Origin of the sequence: Pelomonas parva (genome assembly GCF_043555835.1) — a bacterium.
In the GTDB taxonomy this organism is placed as follows: Bacteria; Pseudomonadota; Gammaproteobacteria; order Burkholderiales; family Burkholderiaceae_C; genus Pelomonas; species Pelomonas parva.
In genome coordinates this window covers 99274-115181 of the sequence record NZ_JBIGHV010000006.1, presented here as the reverse complement: position 1 = coordinate 115181, position 15908 = coordinate 99274, and the positions used below count along the sequence as shown (strand labels likewise).

Annotated in this window: 18 protein-coding genes and 1 riboswitch; of the genes, 10 read left to right on the top strand and 8 right to left on the bottom strand. The window is 70.3% G+C overall.

What is annotated here, in order from left to right:
• The first annotated feature begins 24 nt into the window (after nt 1-24).
• Nucleotides 25-552, top strand: coding sequence for a peroxiredoxin (locus ACG00Y_RS17070; RefSeq protein ID WP_394480845.1), 528 nt, complete (start codon nt 25-27; stop codon nt 550-552).
• Entirely contained in the window at nt 552-1928 is a 1377-nt protein-coding gene (locus ACG00Y_RS17065) for an amidase (RefSeq protein ID WP_394481334.1), read from the top strand. The genes ACG00Y_RS17070 and ACG00Y_RS17065 overlap by 1 nt, the downstream gene beginning before the upstream one ends.
• Here ACG00Y_RS17065 and ACG00Y_RS17060 read toward each other — a convergent pair.
• Nucleotides 1918-2370, bottom strand: coding sequence for a hypothetical protein (locus ACG00Y_RS17060; protein ID WP_394480843.1), 453 nt, complete (start codon nt 2368-2370; stop codon nt 1918-1920). The genes ACG00Y_RS17065 and ACG00Y_RS17060 overlap by 11 nt on opposite strands.
• Before the next feature lie 189 nt (nt 2371-2559).
• On the opposite strand from ACG00Y_RS17060, the gene ACG00Y_RS17055 reads away from it, so the two are divergent.
• The 3 genes from ACG00Y_RS17055 to metW all read left to right on the top strand — a co-directional run bounded on the left by ACG00Y_RS17055 (nt 2560) and on the right by metW (nt 5981).
• A complete protein-coding gene (locus tag ACG00Y_RS17055; protein ID WP_394480841.1) occupies nt 2560-4119 on the top strand; it encodes a methyl-accepting chemotaxis protein in 1560 nt (519 codons plus the stop codon).
• Nucleotides 4120-4123: 4 nt separating this feature from the next.
• Nucleotides 4124-4199: riboswitch (SAM riboswitch) on the top strand.
• Nucleotides 4200-4242: 43 nt separating this feature from the next.
• Nucleotides 4243-5409, top strand: coding sequence for a homoserine O-succinyltransferase MetX (gene metX, locus ACG00Y_RS17050; protein ID WP_394480839.1), 1167 nt, complete (start codon nt 4243-4245; stop codon nt 5407-5409).
• The gene (gene metW / locus ACG00Y_RS17045) at nt 5406-5981 is read left to right on the top strand and encodes a methionine biosynthesis protein MetW (RefSeq protein ID WP_394480837.1); all 576 of its coding nucleotides are present in this window, start codon (nt 5406-5408) and stop codon (nt 5979-5981) included. The genes metX and metW overlap by 4 nt, the downstream gene beginning before the upstream one ends.
• A gap of 101 nt (nt 5982-6082) precedes the next feature.
• On the opposite strand, the gene ACG00Y_RS17040 is transcribed toward metW, so the two are convergent.
• Together ACG00Y_RS17040 and ACG00Y_RS17035 are read right to left on the bottom strand one after the other, a co-directional pair.
• Complete coding sequence (locus ACG00Y_RS17040; protein ID WP_394480836.1) at nt 6083-6901, bottom strand: HDOD domain-containing protein; 819 nt, start codon at nt 6899-6901, stop codon at nt 6083-6085.
• A gap of 37 nt (nt 6902-6938) precedes the next feature.
• Complete coding sequence (locus ACG00Y_RS17035; RefSeq protein WP_394480834.1) at nt 6939-7700, bottom strand: sulfite exporter TauE/SafE family protein; 762 nt, start codon at nt 7698-7700, stop codon at nt 6939-6941.
• 430 nt (nt 7701-8130) lie between these two features.
• On the opposite strand from ACG00Y_RS17035, the gene ACG00Y_RS17030 reads away from it, so the two are divergent.
• A complete protein-coding gene (locus ACG00Y_RS17030) occupies nt 8131-9525 on the top strand; it encodes a TIGR03790 family protein (protein WP_394480832.1) in 1395 nt (464 codons plus the stop codon).
• Between the two features lie 16 nt (nt 9526-9541).
• On the opposite strand, the gene ACG00Y_RS17025 is transcribed toward ACG00Y_RS17030, so the two are convergent.
• Nucleotides 9542-9943, bottom strand: a complete 402-nt coding sequence (locus ACG00Y_RS17025) for a hypothetical protein (RefSeq protein ID WP_394480830.1) — start codon at nt 9941-9943, stop codon at nt 9542-9544.
• A gap of 50 nt (nt 9944-9993) precedes the next feature.
• Here ACG00Y_RS17025 and ACG00Y_RS17020 point away from each other — a divergent pair, with 50 nt between their 5' ends.
• Nucleotides 9994-10497 carry a CAP domain-containing protein gene (locus tag ACG00Y_RS17020; RefSeq protein ID WP_394480828.1) on the top strand — a complete coding sequence of 168 codons (504 nt, stop codon included), beginning with the start codon at nt 9994-9996 and terminating at the stop codon, nt 10495-10497.
• On the opposite strand, the gene ACG00Y_RS17015 is transcribed toward ACG00Y_RS17020, so the two are convergent.
• The 3 genes from ACG00Y_RS17015 to mnmA are packed head-to-tail and all read right to left on the bottom strand — an operon-like array spanning nt 10475 to nt 13445.
• On the bottom strand, nt 10475-11128 hold the full coding sequence (locus tag ACG00Y_RS17015) for a response regulator (RefSeq protein WP_394480827.1): 654 nt from the start codon (nt 11126-11128) through the stop codon (nt 10475-10477). The genes ACG00Y_RS17020 and ACG00Y_RS17015 overlap by 23 nt on opposite strands.
• Complete coding sequence (locus tag ACG00Y_RS17010) at nt 11119-12330, bottom strand: sensor histidine kinase (protein ID WP_394480826.1); 1212 nt, start codon at nt 12328-12330, stop codon at nt 11119-11121. The genes ACG00Y_RS17015 and ACG00Y_RS17010 overlap by 10 nt, the downstream gene beginning before the upstream one ends.
• A complete protein-coding gene (gene mnmA, locus ACG00Y_RS17005; RefSeq protein ID WP_394480824.1) occupies nt 12327-13445 on the bottom strand; it encodes a tRNA 2-thiouridine(34) synthase MnmA in 1119 nt (372 codons plus the stop codon). The genes ACG00Y_RS17010 and mnmA overlap by 4 nt, the downstream gene beginning before the upstream one ends.
• A 133-nt stretch (nt 13446-13578) precedes the next feature.
• Here mnmA and ACG00Y_RS17000 point away from each other — a divergent pair, with 133 nt between their 5' ends.
• Together ACG00Y_RS17000 and ACG00Y_RS16995 are read left to right on the top strand one after the other, a co-directional pair.
• Nucleotides 13579-13821, top strand: coding sequence for an AbrB/MazE/SpoVT family DNA-binding domain-containing protein (locus tag ACG00Y_RS17000; RefSeq protein ID WP_394480822.1), 243 nt, complete (start codon nt 13579-13581; stop codon nt 13819-13821).
• On the top strand, nt 13818-14219 hold the full coding sequence (locus ACG00Y_RS16995; RefSeq protein WP_394480821.1) for a type II toxin-antitoxin system VapC family toxin: 402 nt from the start codon (nt 13818-13820) through the stop codon (nt 14217-14219). Before ACG00Y_RS17000 ends, ACG00Y_RS16995 begins: the two co-directional genes overlap by 4 nt.
• Here ACG00Y_RS16995 and ACG00Y_RS16990 read toward each other — a convergent pair.
• Nucleotides 14209-14706 carry an NUDIX domain-containing protein gene (locus tag ACG00Y_RS16990; protein ID WP_394480820.1) on the bottom strand — a complete coding sequence of 166 codons (498 nt, stop codon included), beginning with the start codon at nt 14704-14706 and terminating at the stop codon, nt 14209-14211. The genes ACG00Y_RS16995 and ACG00Y_RS16990 overlap by 11 nt on opposite strands.
• An 85-nt stretch (nt 14707-14791) precedes the next feature.
• Here ACG00Y_RS16990 and ACG00Y_RS16985 point away from each other — a divergent pair, with 85 nt between their 5' ends.
• On the top strand, nt 14792-15907 hold the full coding sequence (locus ACG00Y_RS16985) for a Re/Si-specific NAD(P)(+) transhydrogenase subunit alpha (RefSeq protein WP_394480818.1): 1116 nt from the start codon (nt 14792-14794) through the stop codon (nt 15905-15907).
• Nucleotide 15908 lies beyond the last annotated feature (1 nt).

Sequence of the window (15908 nt, the reverse complement as noted above, 5' to 3'; positions counted from 1 at the left end):
CCACCCGATCACCCGAGGTTCACCATGTCCCGACCCCTGACCGCCCTGCTCACGGCCCTGCTCATCCCCACCGCCCAGGCCGCCTTGAGCGTCGGGGCCGCCGCGCCCGACTTCACGACCGAAGCTGCCGTCGGCGGCCAGCCGTTCAAGTTCCGCCTGGCCGACGCGCTGAAGAAGGGTCCGGTGGTGCTGTACTTCTATCCCAAGGCCTTCACCAGCGGCTGCACCGTCGAGGCGCATCAGTTCGCCGAGGCGACCGACAAGTTCGCGGCCGTGGGCGCCACCGTCATCGGCATGTCCAACGACAACATCGAGACGTTGAAGAAGTTCAGCGTGGAGGCCTGCCGCAGCAAGTTCGCCGTGGCGGCAGACGCGGGCGGCAAGGTCATCAAGGATTACGACGTGGCGCTGAAGATGGTGCCGGGCACGATGGCCGACCGCGTCTCCTACTTGATCGGCAAGGACGGCAAGGTCGCCGCCGTGCATGCCAGCATGAACCCCGACGGCCACATCGACGCGATGCTGAAGGCCGCGCAGGCATTGAAGAAGTGATCGCGGGCCTCGACGCGGCGGCGCTGCTGGCCGCCTATCGGTCCGGCGAGTTGTCCCCCGTCGAGGTCGTGCGGGCCCTGCTCGCGCATGCCGCCAGTCGCGAAGGCGAGTTGCACGCGCTGTGCGCCGTCGATGCCGACACCGCCCTCGCGGCGGCGCGCGCCAGCGAGGCCCGCTGGCGCGCCGGCACCGCGCTGGCGCTGGACGGCGTGCCCGTCACGCTGAAGGAAAACATCGCCGTCCCCGGCGCGGCCTACCGCCTGGGCACGGCCGCCACGCCCGAGGGCGCCGAGGCCGACTTCGAGGCCCCGCCCGCCGCCCGCCTGCGCGAGGCCGGCGCCATTGCCTGGGCGCGCACCACCATGCCCGACTACGGCATGCTCAGCTCCGGCCTGTCCAGCCTCTACGCCGAGCCGGCGCGCAACCCCTGGGATGTGCGCATGACGCCGGGCGGGTCGAGTGCCGGCGCCGCCGCTTCCGCTGCGGCCGGCTATGGCCCGCTGCACCTGGGCACCGACATCGGCGGCTCCATCCGCCTGCCGGCCGGCTGGTGTGGCCTCGTCGGCCTGAAGCCCAGCCATGGCCGCGTGCCCATCAAGCCGGGCTATGCCGGCCGCGTCGCCGGGCCGCTGACGCGCACGGTGGCCGACGCCGCGCTGATGCTCGCCGCGCTTGCCCGGCCCGATGCACGCGACCCGACGCAGCTGCCGCCGGGTCAGGTCTTGCCCCGGCCTGTCGAGCTGCGCGGCCTTCGTGTCGGCCTGATGCTGGACGCCGGCTGGGGCGATGCCGTTCAGCCCGAGGTCGAGGCCGTCATCCGCGCCGCCGCGCTGGCCTTCGAGCAGGCCGGCGCCATCGTCGAGCCGCTGGCCGGCTTCACGACGCGCGGCATGGCCGACGGCATGGACCGCTTCTGGCGCATGCGCTCGTGGCTGGACATCTCGGCGCTGCCGCCCGAGCGGCGCGCCAAGGTGCTGCCCTACATCCTCGACTGGGTGGCCGCCGCAGCCGGCTACGACGGCTCAGCTGTCTTCCACGGCTACAGCCAAATGCAGGCGCTTCGCGAGGCTGCCAACGCGGCCTGCGAACCTTTCGACTTCGTGCTCTCGCCCGTCGCGCCGATGCCCGCCTACCCGGCCCACCTGGCCAGCCCGCTGCACGACCCGGCGCGGCCCTTCGAGCACATCGCCTTCACGCTGCCCTTCAACATGAGCGAGCAGCCGGCGCTGGCCATCAACGCGGGTTACACGTCGGCGGGCTTGCCGATCGGCCTGCAGATCGTCGGCCGCCGCTTCGACGATGCCGGCGTGCTGGCGCTGGGCGCTTTGTGGGAGCGTATGCGCCCGCAGCAGCGCGCCTGGCCTTTCACGGCCTAGCTGGAGGCTCCTGCGCTGGCAGGCCGGCGGCGATCAGGTCGGCATTGACCAGCGCCCAGGCGGACTCGAAGGTGTCGGCCCGTCGCACCGGCCGGCTGCGGCGCCAGATGTCCATCAGCGCCGGCAGGCGTTCGATGCCGGCAATGCCCCGTGGCACGAGAAATACGGTCGAGATGGCGACGATGCCGTGCCGGGTGAAGCTGTCGATGCTGGCGCGAAGCGCGGCCAGCGCGTCGGCTTCCATCTTCAGGTTGGCGCGGATCTCCAGCAGGTCGGCGAAGCGGCGGTCCACCGGCAGCCGCTTACCCGCCAACGCGATGGCGCGCTTCGTGGCCGTCATCAGCTCGGCGTCGAAAGGGCCTTCGGCGACCGACATCATCACGCGACCGTGCACGCCGACGCTGACGCGACCGAAGCTGGCGCGGGCAGTGGGGTGGCGCAAGGTTGGCGAGTTAGGTTCAGGGCTCATGCTGTGCCGGGATTTTGCACGCCGCGACGGCAGGTTCATGCCAGTTCGACCTGCTGCGGTACCCCGGAATCAGGGGTCGCGGCCTCAGGGTGCTGCCGGCTTGCGCGCCGGGCTGTGCGCGGGCGATCATGGCAACACAAGCAGACCGCAAGGAGACGCCCCATGGACCTCGCCACCTGGATGCGCAGTTTCACCATCCGCACCCGCATGCACGGGGCCATTGCGATGGTGTTGCTGATGTTCGCCGTGCTGGGCCTGACCGGCTTGCTGGGCGGCCGGCAGCTGATGGCGCTCAATGTCGACGTGACGACCTACACCGTGCGCGACCTGCAGCAGCTCAGCGCCGTCCGCCAGGCGCTGGCCGACGTGCGGCTGGAGGAGAAGCAGATGGTCATCGCCTACGAGGACGCCGACCAGGTCAAGCAGTTCCGCCAGCGTTGGGACGCCGCCGCCGGGCGGCTCGCGACGGCGCTGCAAGGCCTGGCGCAGGGCCGGCGCGACGACAACAAGGCCGTGGCCGCCGAGGCCTTGAAGTTCCTGCAGGACTACCGCAGCGGCGCCCAGCCGGTGCTGAGCCAGATCGAGGCCGGCGGCTTCGACACCGGCAAGGTGGCCGACCGCATGCTCAATCGGCCCAAGGCGGCGATGGCCGAGATCGAGCAGCGCGTGGAGCGCCTGGCCGGCCTCATCGACGAACAGGCCAAGGCCACCGAGGCCGAGTTCTCCGCCGAGATGCGCCGCATCGCCTGGCGCTCGGCGGCGGTGCTGGGCGTCGTCATGCTGCTGGTGGTGCCGCTGACGCTGATCAACTCCGCCACCATCACCAGCCCGATGCGCTATGCCGGCACGCTGGCCCAGTCCATTGCTGGCGGCGACCTGAGCAACGACATCCGCATCGTCGGCCGAGACGAGGCCGCCCAGTTGCTGCGCGCGCTGGATGCGATGCAGACCAGCCTGCGCGAGCTGGTGCAGCAGGTCCAGACCTCGGCGCGCAGCATCGAGACGGCCAGCGACGAGGTGGCCTCCGGCAACACGGACCTGAGCCAGCGCACCGAGCAGGCGGCCGCCAGCCTGGAGGAGACGACCAGCTCGATGGACGACCTGACCAGCGGCGTGCGCCACGGCGCCGACGCCGCCGGCCAGGCGCGCCAGCTCGCCGCAGGCGCGGCCGAGGTGGCGCGGCGCGGCGGCCAGGAGGTGTCCGAGGTGGTCACGACGATGGCACAGATCAACGACAGCTCGCGCCGCATCGTCGACATCGTCGGCCTCATCGACAGCATCGCCTTCCAGACCAACATCCTCGCGCTGAACGCGGCGGTGGAGGCGGCGCGCGCGGGCGAGCAGGGCCGCGGCTTCGCGGTGGTGGCCAGCGAGGTGCGCGCGCTGGCCCAGCGCTCGGCCGGTGCGGCGCGCGAGATCAAGACGCTGATCGGCGCCAGCGTGGAGCGTGCCGAGGCCGGCGCCCGCCTCGTGCAGCATGCGGGCGCGACGATGCAGGAGATCGTCGAGCAGGTGCAGAAGGTCAGCGACATGATCGGCGAGGTGGCCTCGGGCGCGACCGACCAGAGCGCCCGCATCGGCCAGATCAACGGCGCCGTCAGCCAGCTCGACCACATGACGCAGCAGAACGCGGCGCTGGTGGAGCAGTCCGCCGCAGCGGCCGACAGCCTGCGTCAGCAGACGCAACTGCTGGCCGGCGCGGTGGCGCAGTTCCGCACTTAGAATCCTCACCCATAGCGCCGATTTGTTCCGGATTGCGGGCGCTTTATAAATGCCGCTAAACAGGGCGCTTCGATCAACCGGCGTCCAGCAAGTGGCGCCGGTTTTGTTTTTTTGGAGTGGGCCATGACGGGCCGAAGCGTCGGCGACGTGTCGCCGCAGAGTTTCCATTTCGACGAGCCGCTGCCGTTGCGCAGCGGGGCCAGCCTGCCGGCCTACGACTTGATGGTCGAGACCTATGGCCAGCTCAATGCCGAGCGCAGCAACGCGGTGCTCGTCTGCCACGCGTTGAACGCCAGCCATCACGTGGCCGGCACCCATGCAGGCCAGGCCAAGAGCGAAGGCTGGTGGGACAACCTCATCGGCCCGGGCAAGCCGCTCGACACCGACAAGTTCTTCGTCATCGGCGTCAACAACCTGGGCTCCTGCTTCGGCTCCACGGGCCCCATGCATGTGAACCCGGCGACCGGCCGGGCCTGGGGTGCGGACTTCCCCGTCGTCACCGTGCAGGACTGGGTGGACGCGCAGGCCCGCCTCGTGGAGCGCTTCGGCATCCTGAGGCTGGCGGCCGTGCTGGGCGGCTCGCTGGGCGGCATGCAGGCGCTGGACTGGGCGCTGCGCTACCCCGAGCGCGTCGCCCACTGCATCGCCATCGCGACGGCGCCCAACCTGTCGGCGCAGAACATCGCCTTCAACGAGGTGGCCCGCCGCGCCATCGTCACCGACCCCGATTTCCACGGCGGCCACTTCTACGAGCACGGCGTGGTGCCCAAGCGCGGCCTGCGCGTGGCACGCATGATCGGCCACATCACCTACCTGTCCGACGATGTGATGGCCGAGAAGTTCGGCCGTGAGCTGAAGAACGGCGCGCTGGGTTACTCCACGCAGGAGATCGAGTTCCAGATCGAGAGCTACCTGCGCTATCAAGGTGACAAGTTCAGCGACTACTTCGACGCCAACACGTATCTGCTGATCACACGCGCGCTGGACTATTTCGACCCGGCGGCCGAGCACGGTGGCGACCTGACGCGCGCCTTCGCCACGGCGCGGGCCAAGTTCCTCATCGCCAGCTTCACGACCGACTGGCGCTTCTCGCCGGCGCGTTCGCGGGAGATCGTCAAGGCGCTGCTCGACAACCGCCTGGACGTGACGTATGCGGAGATCGATGCGCCGCACGGCCACGACGCCTTCCTGCTCGACGACCCGCGCTACCACGGCGTGCTGCGGGCCTACTTCGAGCGCGTCGCCGGCAACCTGTGCCCGGCGCTGAACATCAAGGGACTGGCCGTATGAGCTTCGACCCTGCCATCGCGGCGCTGGTGCCGGCGGGTTCCCGCGTGCTGGACCTCGGTTGCGGCACCGGCGAGCTGCTGGCCCACCTCATCCAGCACAAGGGCTGCAGCGGCTACGGCGTGGAGCTGGACGACGCCAACCTGCTGGCCTGCGTGAAGCGTGGCGTCAACGTCATCCAGCGCAACCTGGAGGAGGGCCTGGCCATCTTCGAGGACCAGAGCTTCGACGTCGTGCTGCAACTGGAAACGCTGCAGAACCTACGCAATGCCGAGGCCATGCTCAAGGAGACGGCGCGCGTGGGCAAGCTGGGCATCGTCAGCTTCCCCAACTTCGCGCACTGGCCCAACCGGCTGCAGGTGCTGTTCGGCCGCATGCCGGTCACGCGGGCGCTGCCCTACGAGTGGTACGACACGCCGAACATTCGCGTCGGCACCTTCGCCGACTTCGGCGTGCTGGCGCGCAAGAACCGGCTGAAGATCCTGGACAGCTTTGGGCTGCAGAACGGCGGCGTCGTGCGCACGATGCCCAACCTGATGGCCAGCGTGGCGGTGTTCAAGTTCGAAAGAGAGTAGGCCGGCAGGCGGGCGGGTCGCGACCCGCCGTTTCGGGGCGGGCTACGGAATTTGTCGACGGGTTGGCGCCACCCAACGGCGGGTCACGACCCGCCCTACGCTCAGCGGCCGTGTTCCTGGGCCGCCAGGAGCTGCTCGTTCACACGCCGCGCCGCGCGCAGCACCAGCGTCTCGTCCAGCTGTGCCTGTGGCGCGATCTGGCTGGCCACCTCGTCCAGCTGCTCGCCCTGGTTCAGCAGCGCCCAGGCCACCGTGGAGATGGCGGCCACGCTGCGGCGGGCCAGGCTTTCGGGCATGGTCAGCGTGGCCTGGATCTCGACATGGTGGCGCACGCTGGCCACGGCCGCAGGTGCCAGGCCCCAGCTCTCGCACAGTGCCGCGCCCAGCGCGTCATGGCTGACGCCGAAGGCCGTCTTCTCCAGCTCCACCAGTTCCGCGTCGCGCGGCGCCGCGCGCAGCATGGCGGGGTAGTGCGTCGGCGCATGGCGGTACAGCACCGCCTTGCCGCATTCCTCGAACAGGCCGGCCGAGTGCGCGGCCCAGGGGTCCACGCCCAGCATCTGGCCCATGCGGCCCATCAGCAGGCCGCGCTGCGAGGCGCGGGCCCACACCGACTCCAGCTCGGCTGCGGCCGGGAAGGCGGCGCGCAGGCCCATCTCGAAGGTGATGGCAGCCACCTCGCGCATGCCCAGGTAGGTCAGCGCCTGGTGCACCGTCTGCACGCGGCCGCGCAGGCCGTACAGCGACGAGTTGACCGCCTTCATGACGGCCGCCGCCAGCGCCATGTCCGTTTCGACCAGCGCCGACATGGCCTGCAGGTCGATGTCCTCGGCCGCCATCAGCAGCGATAGCTTGACCAGGACCTCCGGCTGGGTCGGGATCTCGATGTCCAGGTTGCGCAGTTGAGGATCGACGGGCATGGTGATTTGGGGGGCGCGGGGGATGCCAGATGGTAGATCAGCGGAAGAAGGCGTCCCAGGCTGTTTTGAGGATGAGGGCGGCCACGACGACGACGAAGACGCCGCGCACGAAGCCGGCGCCGTGCTTGAGCGCCAGCCGTGTGCCGACCAGGCTGCCGATGACATTGGTGACGGCCATCACGGCGGCCACGTGCCACCAGATGTAGCCCTTGCTGACGAACAGCGAGATCGCGAACGCATTGGTCAGCAGGTTCATCAGCTTGGCGGTGGCCGACGCATGGAGGAAGTCATAACCCAGCAGTCGCACGAACAGGAAGACGAAGAAGCTGCCCGTGCCGGGGCCGAAGAAGCCGTCGTAGAAGCCCACCGCCAGCGCGATGGCACCGGCCACAGCCGTCTCGGCGTGGCCCGTGAAGCGCGGCCGGTGCTCGCGGCCCAGGTCCTTCTTGGCCAGCGTGTAGGCCAGCACGGCCAGCAGCACGAAGGGCAAGGCCTTGCGCAGGCCGTCGGGATTGACGAGGGTCAGCACCCAGGCCCCGGCAAAGCTGCCCGCGCCGGCCAGCACGGCTGCGGGCATCAGGCGCCGCCACGGCAGGTCCACCCGCCGCACGTACTGCCGCGTGGCCCAGGCCGTGCCCCAGATGGCGGCGGCTTTGTTCGTGCCCGCCAGCGTGGCCGGCGCGGCCGTCGGGAAGGTGCTGAACAGCGCCGGCAGCAACACCAGCCCCCCGCCACCCGCCACCGCATCGATGAAGCCCGCGAGCAGCGAGGCGAGGGCGACGATAGCGAGTTCGAGCATCATGAATTCCGTAGTCGGCGGCCGTCGTGCCCCCGGGCCGAGCGCCGGGCCGCTCCCAAGCCGGCCCGTCTGGCGATGTGCGAGCGGGGCACGCCCCGCGAGCATCGCCGTCCCCTCGGGGGACCGACCGGACTTGCCCGCGTTCAGCGCGGCAAGCCGGGCGAGGGGCACCAATAAAAACGGCCACCAAGGGGTGCCTTGGTGGCCGGTCAGATTGTCTTCGGGGTTACGAAGCAACCGTTGTTTGTCTCCTCACAACCCGCCCGGCGGCTCTGGACTTGGAGCCCCGAACCGCGTCGAGTGAAGAGAATGTAGTTGCCCCGCTGCGGTGCATAGAACTGGGGTAAGCCCGGGTTCTCGCCACGCGAAACGGCGTTATCGCCCCAGGATGGTGCAGGCGAACGACCGGCGACCGCGTCAGAATGCCGCCATGAGCCGCCCTTTCCGCCTGCCTGCATCGCTTGGCCTGATCGTGCTGACCGCCTGCGGAGGCGGTGGCGGCGGGGCCGGCGGCACGGGGTCGACAGGGGGTGGCTCGGGCGGCGCTGGCATAGGGCAGACGCTCACGCTGACGCTGCCCGCCAGCGGCCTTGCGCCGGCCGATCTGGCCGTCATCGTGGCCGAGGGCGATGCCGTCAGCGAGGCCGCCGGCGCGGCCTATGTGGCGGCGCGAGGCGTGCCGGCGGCGAACGTCATACGACTCAGGGTCAACACCAGCAGCGACACGATCACGGCCGCCGAGTTCGCGTTGCTGAAAACCAACGTCGATGCGCAGTTGCCCGCCGGCATCCAGGCCACGCTGCTGGCCTGGGGCGCACCGAGCCGCGTCGTCGGTGCCTGCAGCATGGGCATCACGAGCGCGATGACGCTGGGCTTCGACACGCGCTGGTGCAACCCGACGCCGGCCACCAACGTGTGCGCGACCACGGCGGCGTCTCCGCTGTACGACAGCGAATCGCGCCGCCCGCAGGCCGACCTGCAACTGCGCCCGTCCATGCTGCTGGGCACGACGACGCTGGCGGCCGCCCAGGCGTTGATCAACCGCGGCGTCGCTGCCGACGCGACGCTGCCGGCCGGCGAAGGCTGGCTGGTGCGCACGACCGATGTCGACCGCAGCGTGCGTTGGACCGACTTCCAGCCGCTGCCTGCCGCCTGGGGCAGCGCGCTGAAGCTGAACTACGTCGACAACAGCGCCGGCCCGGCCACGGCCAACTCGCTGTCGGGCAAGAGCGACGTGTTGTTCTACCTGACCGGGCTGGCCAACGTGGCCAACCTGTCGACGCTGCAGTTCCGCCCCGGCGCGCTGGCCGACGCGCTGACCTCCTACGGCGGCGTGCTGCCCAACGGGGCGGGCCAGATGCCTATCACCGCCTGGCTGACTGCCGGCGCCACGGCCAGTTACGGCACCGTCGAGGAGCCCTGCAACCTGCAGCAGAAGTTCTCGCGCGCCTCGGTGCTCATCGACCACTACTGGCGCGGTGCCACCGCCATCGAGGCCTACTGGAAGGCCGTGCAGTGGCCGGGCCAGGGCTTGTTCGTCGGCGAACCGCTGGCCCGGCCGTTCCGCGACACGGCCAGTTTTGCCATCGTCGCCGGCGAGTACCAGATCAGGACGCGCTCGCTGCGCCCGGGCAGCCGCTACACGCTGCAATACCGGCTGAACGGCGGCAGCAGCTGGACGACGCTGGCCACGTTCACCGGCGCACGCGGCCAGGTGCTCGACGGCCGCGCGCCGCTTCCGCCGGCCGACGCCGTGCAGATCCGCTGGCAGGGCCCGTGCGCAGACAACGCCGCCAGCGCCTGCACGCTGGCCCAGTCTCCCTGACCCGGCGCGGGCGCTGTCAGCGCGCCAAGGACTGTGTGGCCAGCCGGCAGCGGCTCGCCACGCAGGCCGCGCCGGGGTCGGTCACCAGGGCGCAGTTGGAGCGCATGCCGCTGGCCTCGTTCTCGCGCCGCTGCGCTTGGGCCTGCCGGGCCGCCAGCGCGGCCAGGCGCGTGGCGTCCGTGCCTTCGGTCGACCAGGCCAGATAGCCTGCCGGCCCGCCGCAGGCCTTGGCGCCTACGGCCAGGCTGCGGCATTGGGTGTCGGTGCGGCAGGCGGCCGGGCCGATCAGCTCGCGCAGTTCGCGGCCCAGCCGGACGGACTCGCTCTCGGTGGGCGCCGGCGGTGCGGCGGGCGTCTGCGCGCAGCTGGCGAGCGCGGCCCAGGCGAGAAGACAGGCGAGGAGGCGGTGCGGTGTCATGGCCGCATGGTGGGCCGACGGTCCACGCTTGGCAAGGCTAGGATGCCTGTATGCGTGTGCTGCCGTTGTCGCTGCTGGGCCTGCTCGTCATGGCGCCGACCGTGCTGGCGGCAGATTGCCAGCCCGACGCGGAAAGTGCGACGCGGGTGCTGAACGCGCTGCGCGCCCAGGCCCAGCGCTGCGGCGAGCGCACCTGGCCGGCGGCGCCCGCGCTGCGCTGGCATGCCACGTTGAGCGAAGCCGCCCTGCGCCATGCCCAGGAACTGGCCGCCTTCGACCGACTGACTCACGCCAGTACCAATGGCGCCACGCTGCGCGCGCGGCTGCGCGAGGCGGGCTATGCGATGCGCGTGTCGGGCGAGAACCTGGCCGGCGGCCCGGAGACGCTGGACGAGGCGCTGGCCCAGTGGCTGGGCAGCGCCGCGCATTGCGAGAACCTGATGGCGGCCGACTTCGAGGAGTTCGGCCTGGCCTGCGTGTCCGGCCCGGGAAAGCTGCAGCGCTATTGGGTGCTGCAGCTCGCGGCTCCCGCTAGATCCAGCCCAGGTCGATAGCGCGCAGCACCGCCTGCGTGCGGTCGCGCACGCCCATCTTGGAGAAGATGGCCGAGCAGTGGTTCTTGATGACGCCTTCGCTGTTGCCGAGCAGGCTGGCGATCTCGGTGTTGCTGCGGCCGCTGGCGACCAGGCGCAGCACCTGCAGCTCCTTCGGGCTCAGTGGGTCCGGGTGGTCGGCCGCCGTGAAGGCGCGCTCGCCGCCGCGGGCCTCCATGCGCGTGGTCAGCGACGGCCGCAGCGCCGTGCCGCCAGCATGCACGTCGCGCAGCGCCTGGGCCAGCGTCTCGGGGCTGATGGCCTTCAGCAGGAAGCCCTTGGCGCCGGCGCGCACGGCCTCGTCGAAGGCGGCCGTGTCGTCGAAGGTCGTCAGCAGCAGCACCGGCAGACGCAGCGCGCGCGCGGCCAGCGCGCGGATCAGGCCGACGCCGTCCAGCCGCGGCATGCGCATGTCGGACAGGATGACATCGGGCATGGCCTCAGCGGGCGCGGCGGCCAGCCACTCCAGCGCCTCGGCGCCGTCGTTGGCCTCGCCGACGACCAGCATGTCGTCATGCAGCGCCAACAGCCCCTTGAGGCCCTCGCGCACCAGTTGCTGGTCCTCGACCAGCAGGATCTTGATCACACCCATCGTGGACATCTCAGCTCGATTCGAAACCCCGGGCCGGTACGCGTCACGCGCATCTGCCCCCCCAGTTCTGTCATGCGCTCGGCCATGCCGGACAGGCCATTGCCTACCCGGCTTTCATGCCAGCCGGGCGCGCCCCGGCCATCATCGTCGATGCTGACGGTGATCTCGTCGCCGTCGCCCTGCAGCTCCACCTGCACCCGGCGCGCGCCGGCGTGGCGCACGCTGTTGGTGACGCCTTCCTGCACGCAGCGCAGCAGGGCATGCGCCGCGCGGGGGCCAAGGTCACGCGCAGCGTCGCCCAGCGACAGCTCGATGCGCGTGCTGGCGATGCCCTCGGCCAGCGCCAGCAACGCGGCGGACAGGTCGATGCGCTGCGAGCTGCGCTGCTGCGAGACGGACTCGCGCACATCGGCCAGCAGCTGCGCGGCCACGTTCTGCGCGCGGCCCAGCGCCTGACCGGCGCCGCCTGCGTCTGCCCGCGCCAGCAGCGCGCCGCCCAGCTGCAGCTGCAGGTTCAGCGCCGTCAGGTGGTGGCCCATCAGGTCGTGCAGCTCGCGGGCGATCTGCATGCGCTCGCTGTAGCGCATCTGCTCGGCCAGCAGGTGCTCGCCCGACAGCTGCTCGGCCAGCACCGCTTGCAGCCAGCGGCGCTTCTCGGCCTCGGCGGCGGCCATGCGCCCGAGGCCGAAGGCCAGGCCGTGCAGGGCCAGCATGGAGCTGAGCATGCCGAACTGGTCCAGCCAGGCGGTGGTGGACGCGTAGACGTAGATGCCGGTGTTCAGCAGCACCTGCGCGGCCGCGAAGCCCAGCGCCAGCCGCGCCGGCAGCACGACGGCGGCCAGTGCCGTGACGAGAAAGGGCAGGCCCGGCGTGACGCCGAAGGCCAGCAGGTCGATGAGCAGCAGCCAGGCCAGCCGCCGGTTCGTTGTCGTCGGCCCCTGGCCCTGGCTGGCCAGGCGCCACATCAGCGCCGCGAAGGCCAGCAGCAGACCGACGCAGATCAGCAGCAGCCGGCGGTCGCTCGCGTCGCCGCCGAACTGCCGCCACAGCCAGGCGACCAGGCCGTCATAGGGTTCGGTGCGCGCGCCCAGCAGCGCCGAGCCGGCGCTGACCAGTTCCATCGCGCAGACCACCAGCGCCGCCAGCCGCAGCACGACGCCGGGTTCGGCGAGGCGCGCGAGCAGCCTGTCCAGCTTGGTCATTCGGCGAGGGCTTGCGCGATGACACCGCCGCCCAGGCAGACGTCGCCGTCGTAGACCACGGCGCTCTGCCCCGGCGTGACGGCCCATTGCGGCTCGGGGAAGCGCAGCGTGAGCTGACCCGCCGCGTCGAAGCCGACGCTGCAGCGCGCATCCGCCTGGCGGTAGCGCGTCTTGGCGGCAGCTTCTGCGACGGCGGGCGCGCGGCCGGCGACCCAGCTCAGGTCGTCGGCGACGAGGGCCGGGCTCAGCAGCAGCGGATGGTCATGGCCTTGCACGACGACGAGGGTGTTGCGCTCAAGGTCCTTGGCGGCGACGAACCAGGGCTCGTGCTCGCCACCGCCACGCGGTGCGCCCTTGTCCTTGACGCCGCCAATGCCCAGGCCCTGGCGCTGGCCCAGCGTGTAGAAGCTCAGGCCCACGTGCTCGCCCAGCTTGCGGCCGCGCTCGTCCTTGATGGGGCCGGGCTGGTGCGACAGGTATTTGTTCAGGAACTCGCGGAACGGGCGCTCGCCGATGAAGCAGATGCCGGTGGAGTCCTTCTTCTTCGCGTTCGGCAGCGCGATCTCGGCGGCGATGCGGCGCACCTCGGTCTTGGGCAGGTCGCCAACCGGGAACATCGTCTTGCTGAGCTGAGCCTGCGACAGCCGGTGCAGGAAGTAGCTCTGGTCCTTCAGCGGGTCCAGGCCTTTCAGCAACTGGAACTCGCCAGCAACTTCACGGACCCGCGCGTAGTGCCCCGTGGCGATCTTCTCGGCGCCCAGCCGCATCGCATGGTCCAGGAAGGCCTTGAACTTGATCTCCGCGTTGCACAGCACGTCCGGGTTGGGCGTGCGGCCGGCCTGGTACTCGCGCAGGAAGCTCTCGAACACGCGGTCCTTGTATTCGGCCGCGAAGTTGACGTGCTCGATGTCGATGCCCAGCACGTCGGCCACCGAGGCGGCGTCCAGGAAGTCCTGGCGTGTCGAGCAGTACTCGTCGTCGTCATCGTCTTCCCAGTTCTTCATGAAGATGGCGATGACCTCGTGGCCTTGTTGCTTCAGCAGGTGGGCGGTGACGGCCGAGTCGACGCCGCCGGACAGGCCGACGACCACTCGATGCTTTTTCTCGGAACTCATGGGCGCGATTGTCCCAAACGCTGGTTCGGCCCGCAGTCCTGCAGGCTCATGTCCACTTCGCTGCATCCGCGGGCTGGTTATGTCGAGCGCGGTGTACTACGCTGTCGTTCAACGTAATACTCAAGCCGGCGCCATGGACACCACGCTGACGATCAAGGGGCAGGTCACCATCCCCAAGCACATCCGCGAGCAGTTGCGCCTGGAGCCCGGCGCGAGGGTGCGCTTCAGCGTCAATGCGGCGGGCGAACTCGTCATCCAGCCCGCTCTGCCGGCCCGCAAATCCGCGAAGCCGCGAGACCGCTTCGACGCCGTGCGCGGCAGTGCCGATGTGCCCTGGCGAACCGATGACTTGATGAAGCTGCTGCGCGACGCATGACGCTGCTGGTCGACACCAACGTCCTGATCGACGTGGTGCAGGACGACCCGCAGTGGGCCGAGTGGTCCATCGGCCAGTTGCGGGCACAGAGCCAGTTGCATGAGCTGGCCATCAACCCGGTCATCTATGCGGAGCTGTCGCTGTCGTACTCGACGCTGGAGGCCTTGGAAGAGGCCGTCGCCGGCATGCGGCTGCAATTGCATGAGCCACCGCGTGCGGCGCTCTTCCTGGCCGCCAAGGCCTTCGCCCAGTACCGCCGGCGTGGCGGCGCCAAGGCGCAAGTGCTGCCGGACTTCTTCATCGGTGCCCACGCCGCCGTGAAGCGCTGGCCGCTGCTGACGCGCGATGCGGCGCGTTTCGCCACCTACTTCCCGACCGTCGAGCTGATCAGCCCTTGACCAGTGGCGCCTGCAGCGAGGCATGGCTGTAGACCGCCTCCAGCGGCAACCGCCGGCCGGCCGTGTGGTCGCGCACGCATTGCAGCACCAGCGGGCTGCGGTGCCGCTCCGCGCAGGCGGCCAGCTCCGCCTCGCTCAGCCACAGCGTGCGGCGGATGCCCTCGTCCAGCACGCGGCCGGCAATCTCTTCGCCGACGGAGCCGCTGAAGGCGAGGCGCACATAGGTCACATCCTCTAATCGCGCCGGCCGCAGGAAACGGGCGAGGTAGACGCCCAGAAAAGCCTCCGGCACAAAGGCCCGCATCGTCTCCTCCAGCGCCTCACGGACGACCGCCTCGATCGGGCTTTCGCCCAGCTCCACATGGCCTGCCGGGTTGTTCAGCATCAGGCCTTCGGGGGTTTCTTCCTCGACCAGCAGGTAGCGCCCGTCGCGCTCAATCACCGCCGCGACCGTGACGCTGGGGCGGAACCTCTCTGTGGCAACCATGCTTCTTCCTCTCGCATTCCCGCTCCGGGCGGGCCCGGGCATTGTGTAAGCTGCCTCGCAACCCCAGCCCCCGACAGGAGCTTTCATGCAGATAGGCGTCCCGCGCGAACGCGCGGCCGGAGAGACCCGTGTGGCCGTCACACCCGAGACGGCCAAGAAGCTCAAGTCCCAGGGCCACAGCTTGCGCATCGAGTCGGGCGCGGGCGTCGCCGCCAGCGTGACCGATGCTGCCTACGAGGCGGTTGGCTGCGAGATCGTCGACCAGGCTGCCGCGTTGGCCAGCGAATTGGTGCTGAAGGTGCGCGCACCTGGTGCCGACGAGCTGGCGCTGATGAAGCCCGGCACGGCGCTTGTGGGCATGCTGAACCCCTTCGACCGCGACGGCCTGACGGCGATGGCAGGCGCGGGGCTCACGAGCTTCGCCCTCGAGGCTGCGCCACGCACGACACGCGCGCAGAGCATGGACGTGCTGAGCAGCCAGGCCAACATCGCCGGCTACAAGGCCGTCATGATCGCGGCCGACAAGTACCAGCGCTTCTTCCCGATGCTGATGACGGCAGCTGGCACCGTGAAGGCGGCGCGCGTCGTCATCCTCGGCGTCGGCGTGGCGGGCCTGCAGGCCATCGCGACGGCCAAGCGGCTGGGCGCCGTCATCGAGGCCAGCGACGTGCGGCCCTCGGTGAAGGAGCAGGTCGAGTCGCTGGGCGCCAAGTTCATCGACGTGCCCTACGAAACCGCCGAGGAGAAGGAGGCGGCCGAGGGCGTCGGCGGCTACGCCCGCCCCATGCCACAGAGCTGGCTGGACCGGCAGAAGGCCGAAGTCGCCAAGCGTGTCGCGGCGGCGGACATCGTCATCACGACGGCGCTTATCCCCGGCCGCGCGGCGCCGGTGCTGGTCACCGAGGAGATGGTCAAGGCCATGAAACCCGGCTCCGTCCTCGTCGACATTGCCGCGCCCGCGGGCGGCAACTGCCCGCTGACCGAAGCCGGCAAGACGGTGACCAATCACGGCGTCGTCATCGTCGGCGAGACCAACCTGCCGGCGCTGGTCGCGGCCGATGCGTCAGCCCTCTACGCCCGCAACGTGCTGGACTTCCTGAAGCTCGTCATCACCAAGGAGGGCACGTTCAACGTGCCGCTGGATGACGACATCGTCGCGGCCTGCCGCGTCACGCAAGACGGCCAAGTCACGAGGGCATGAC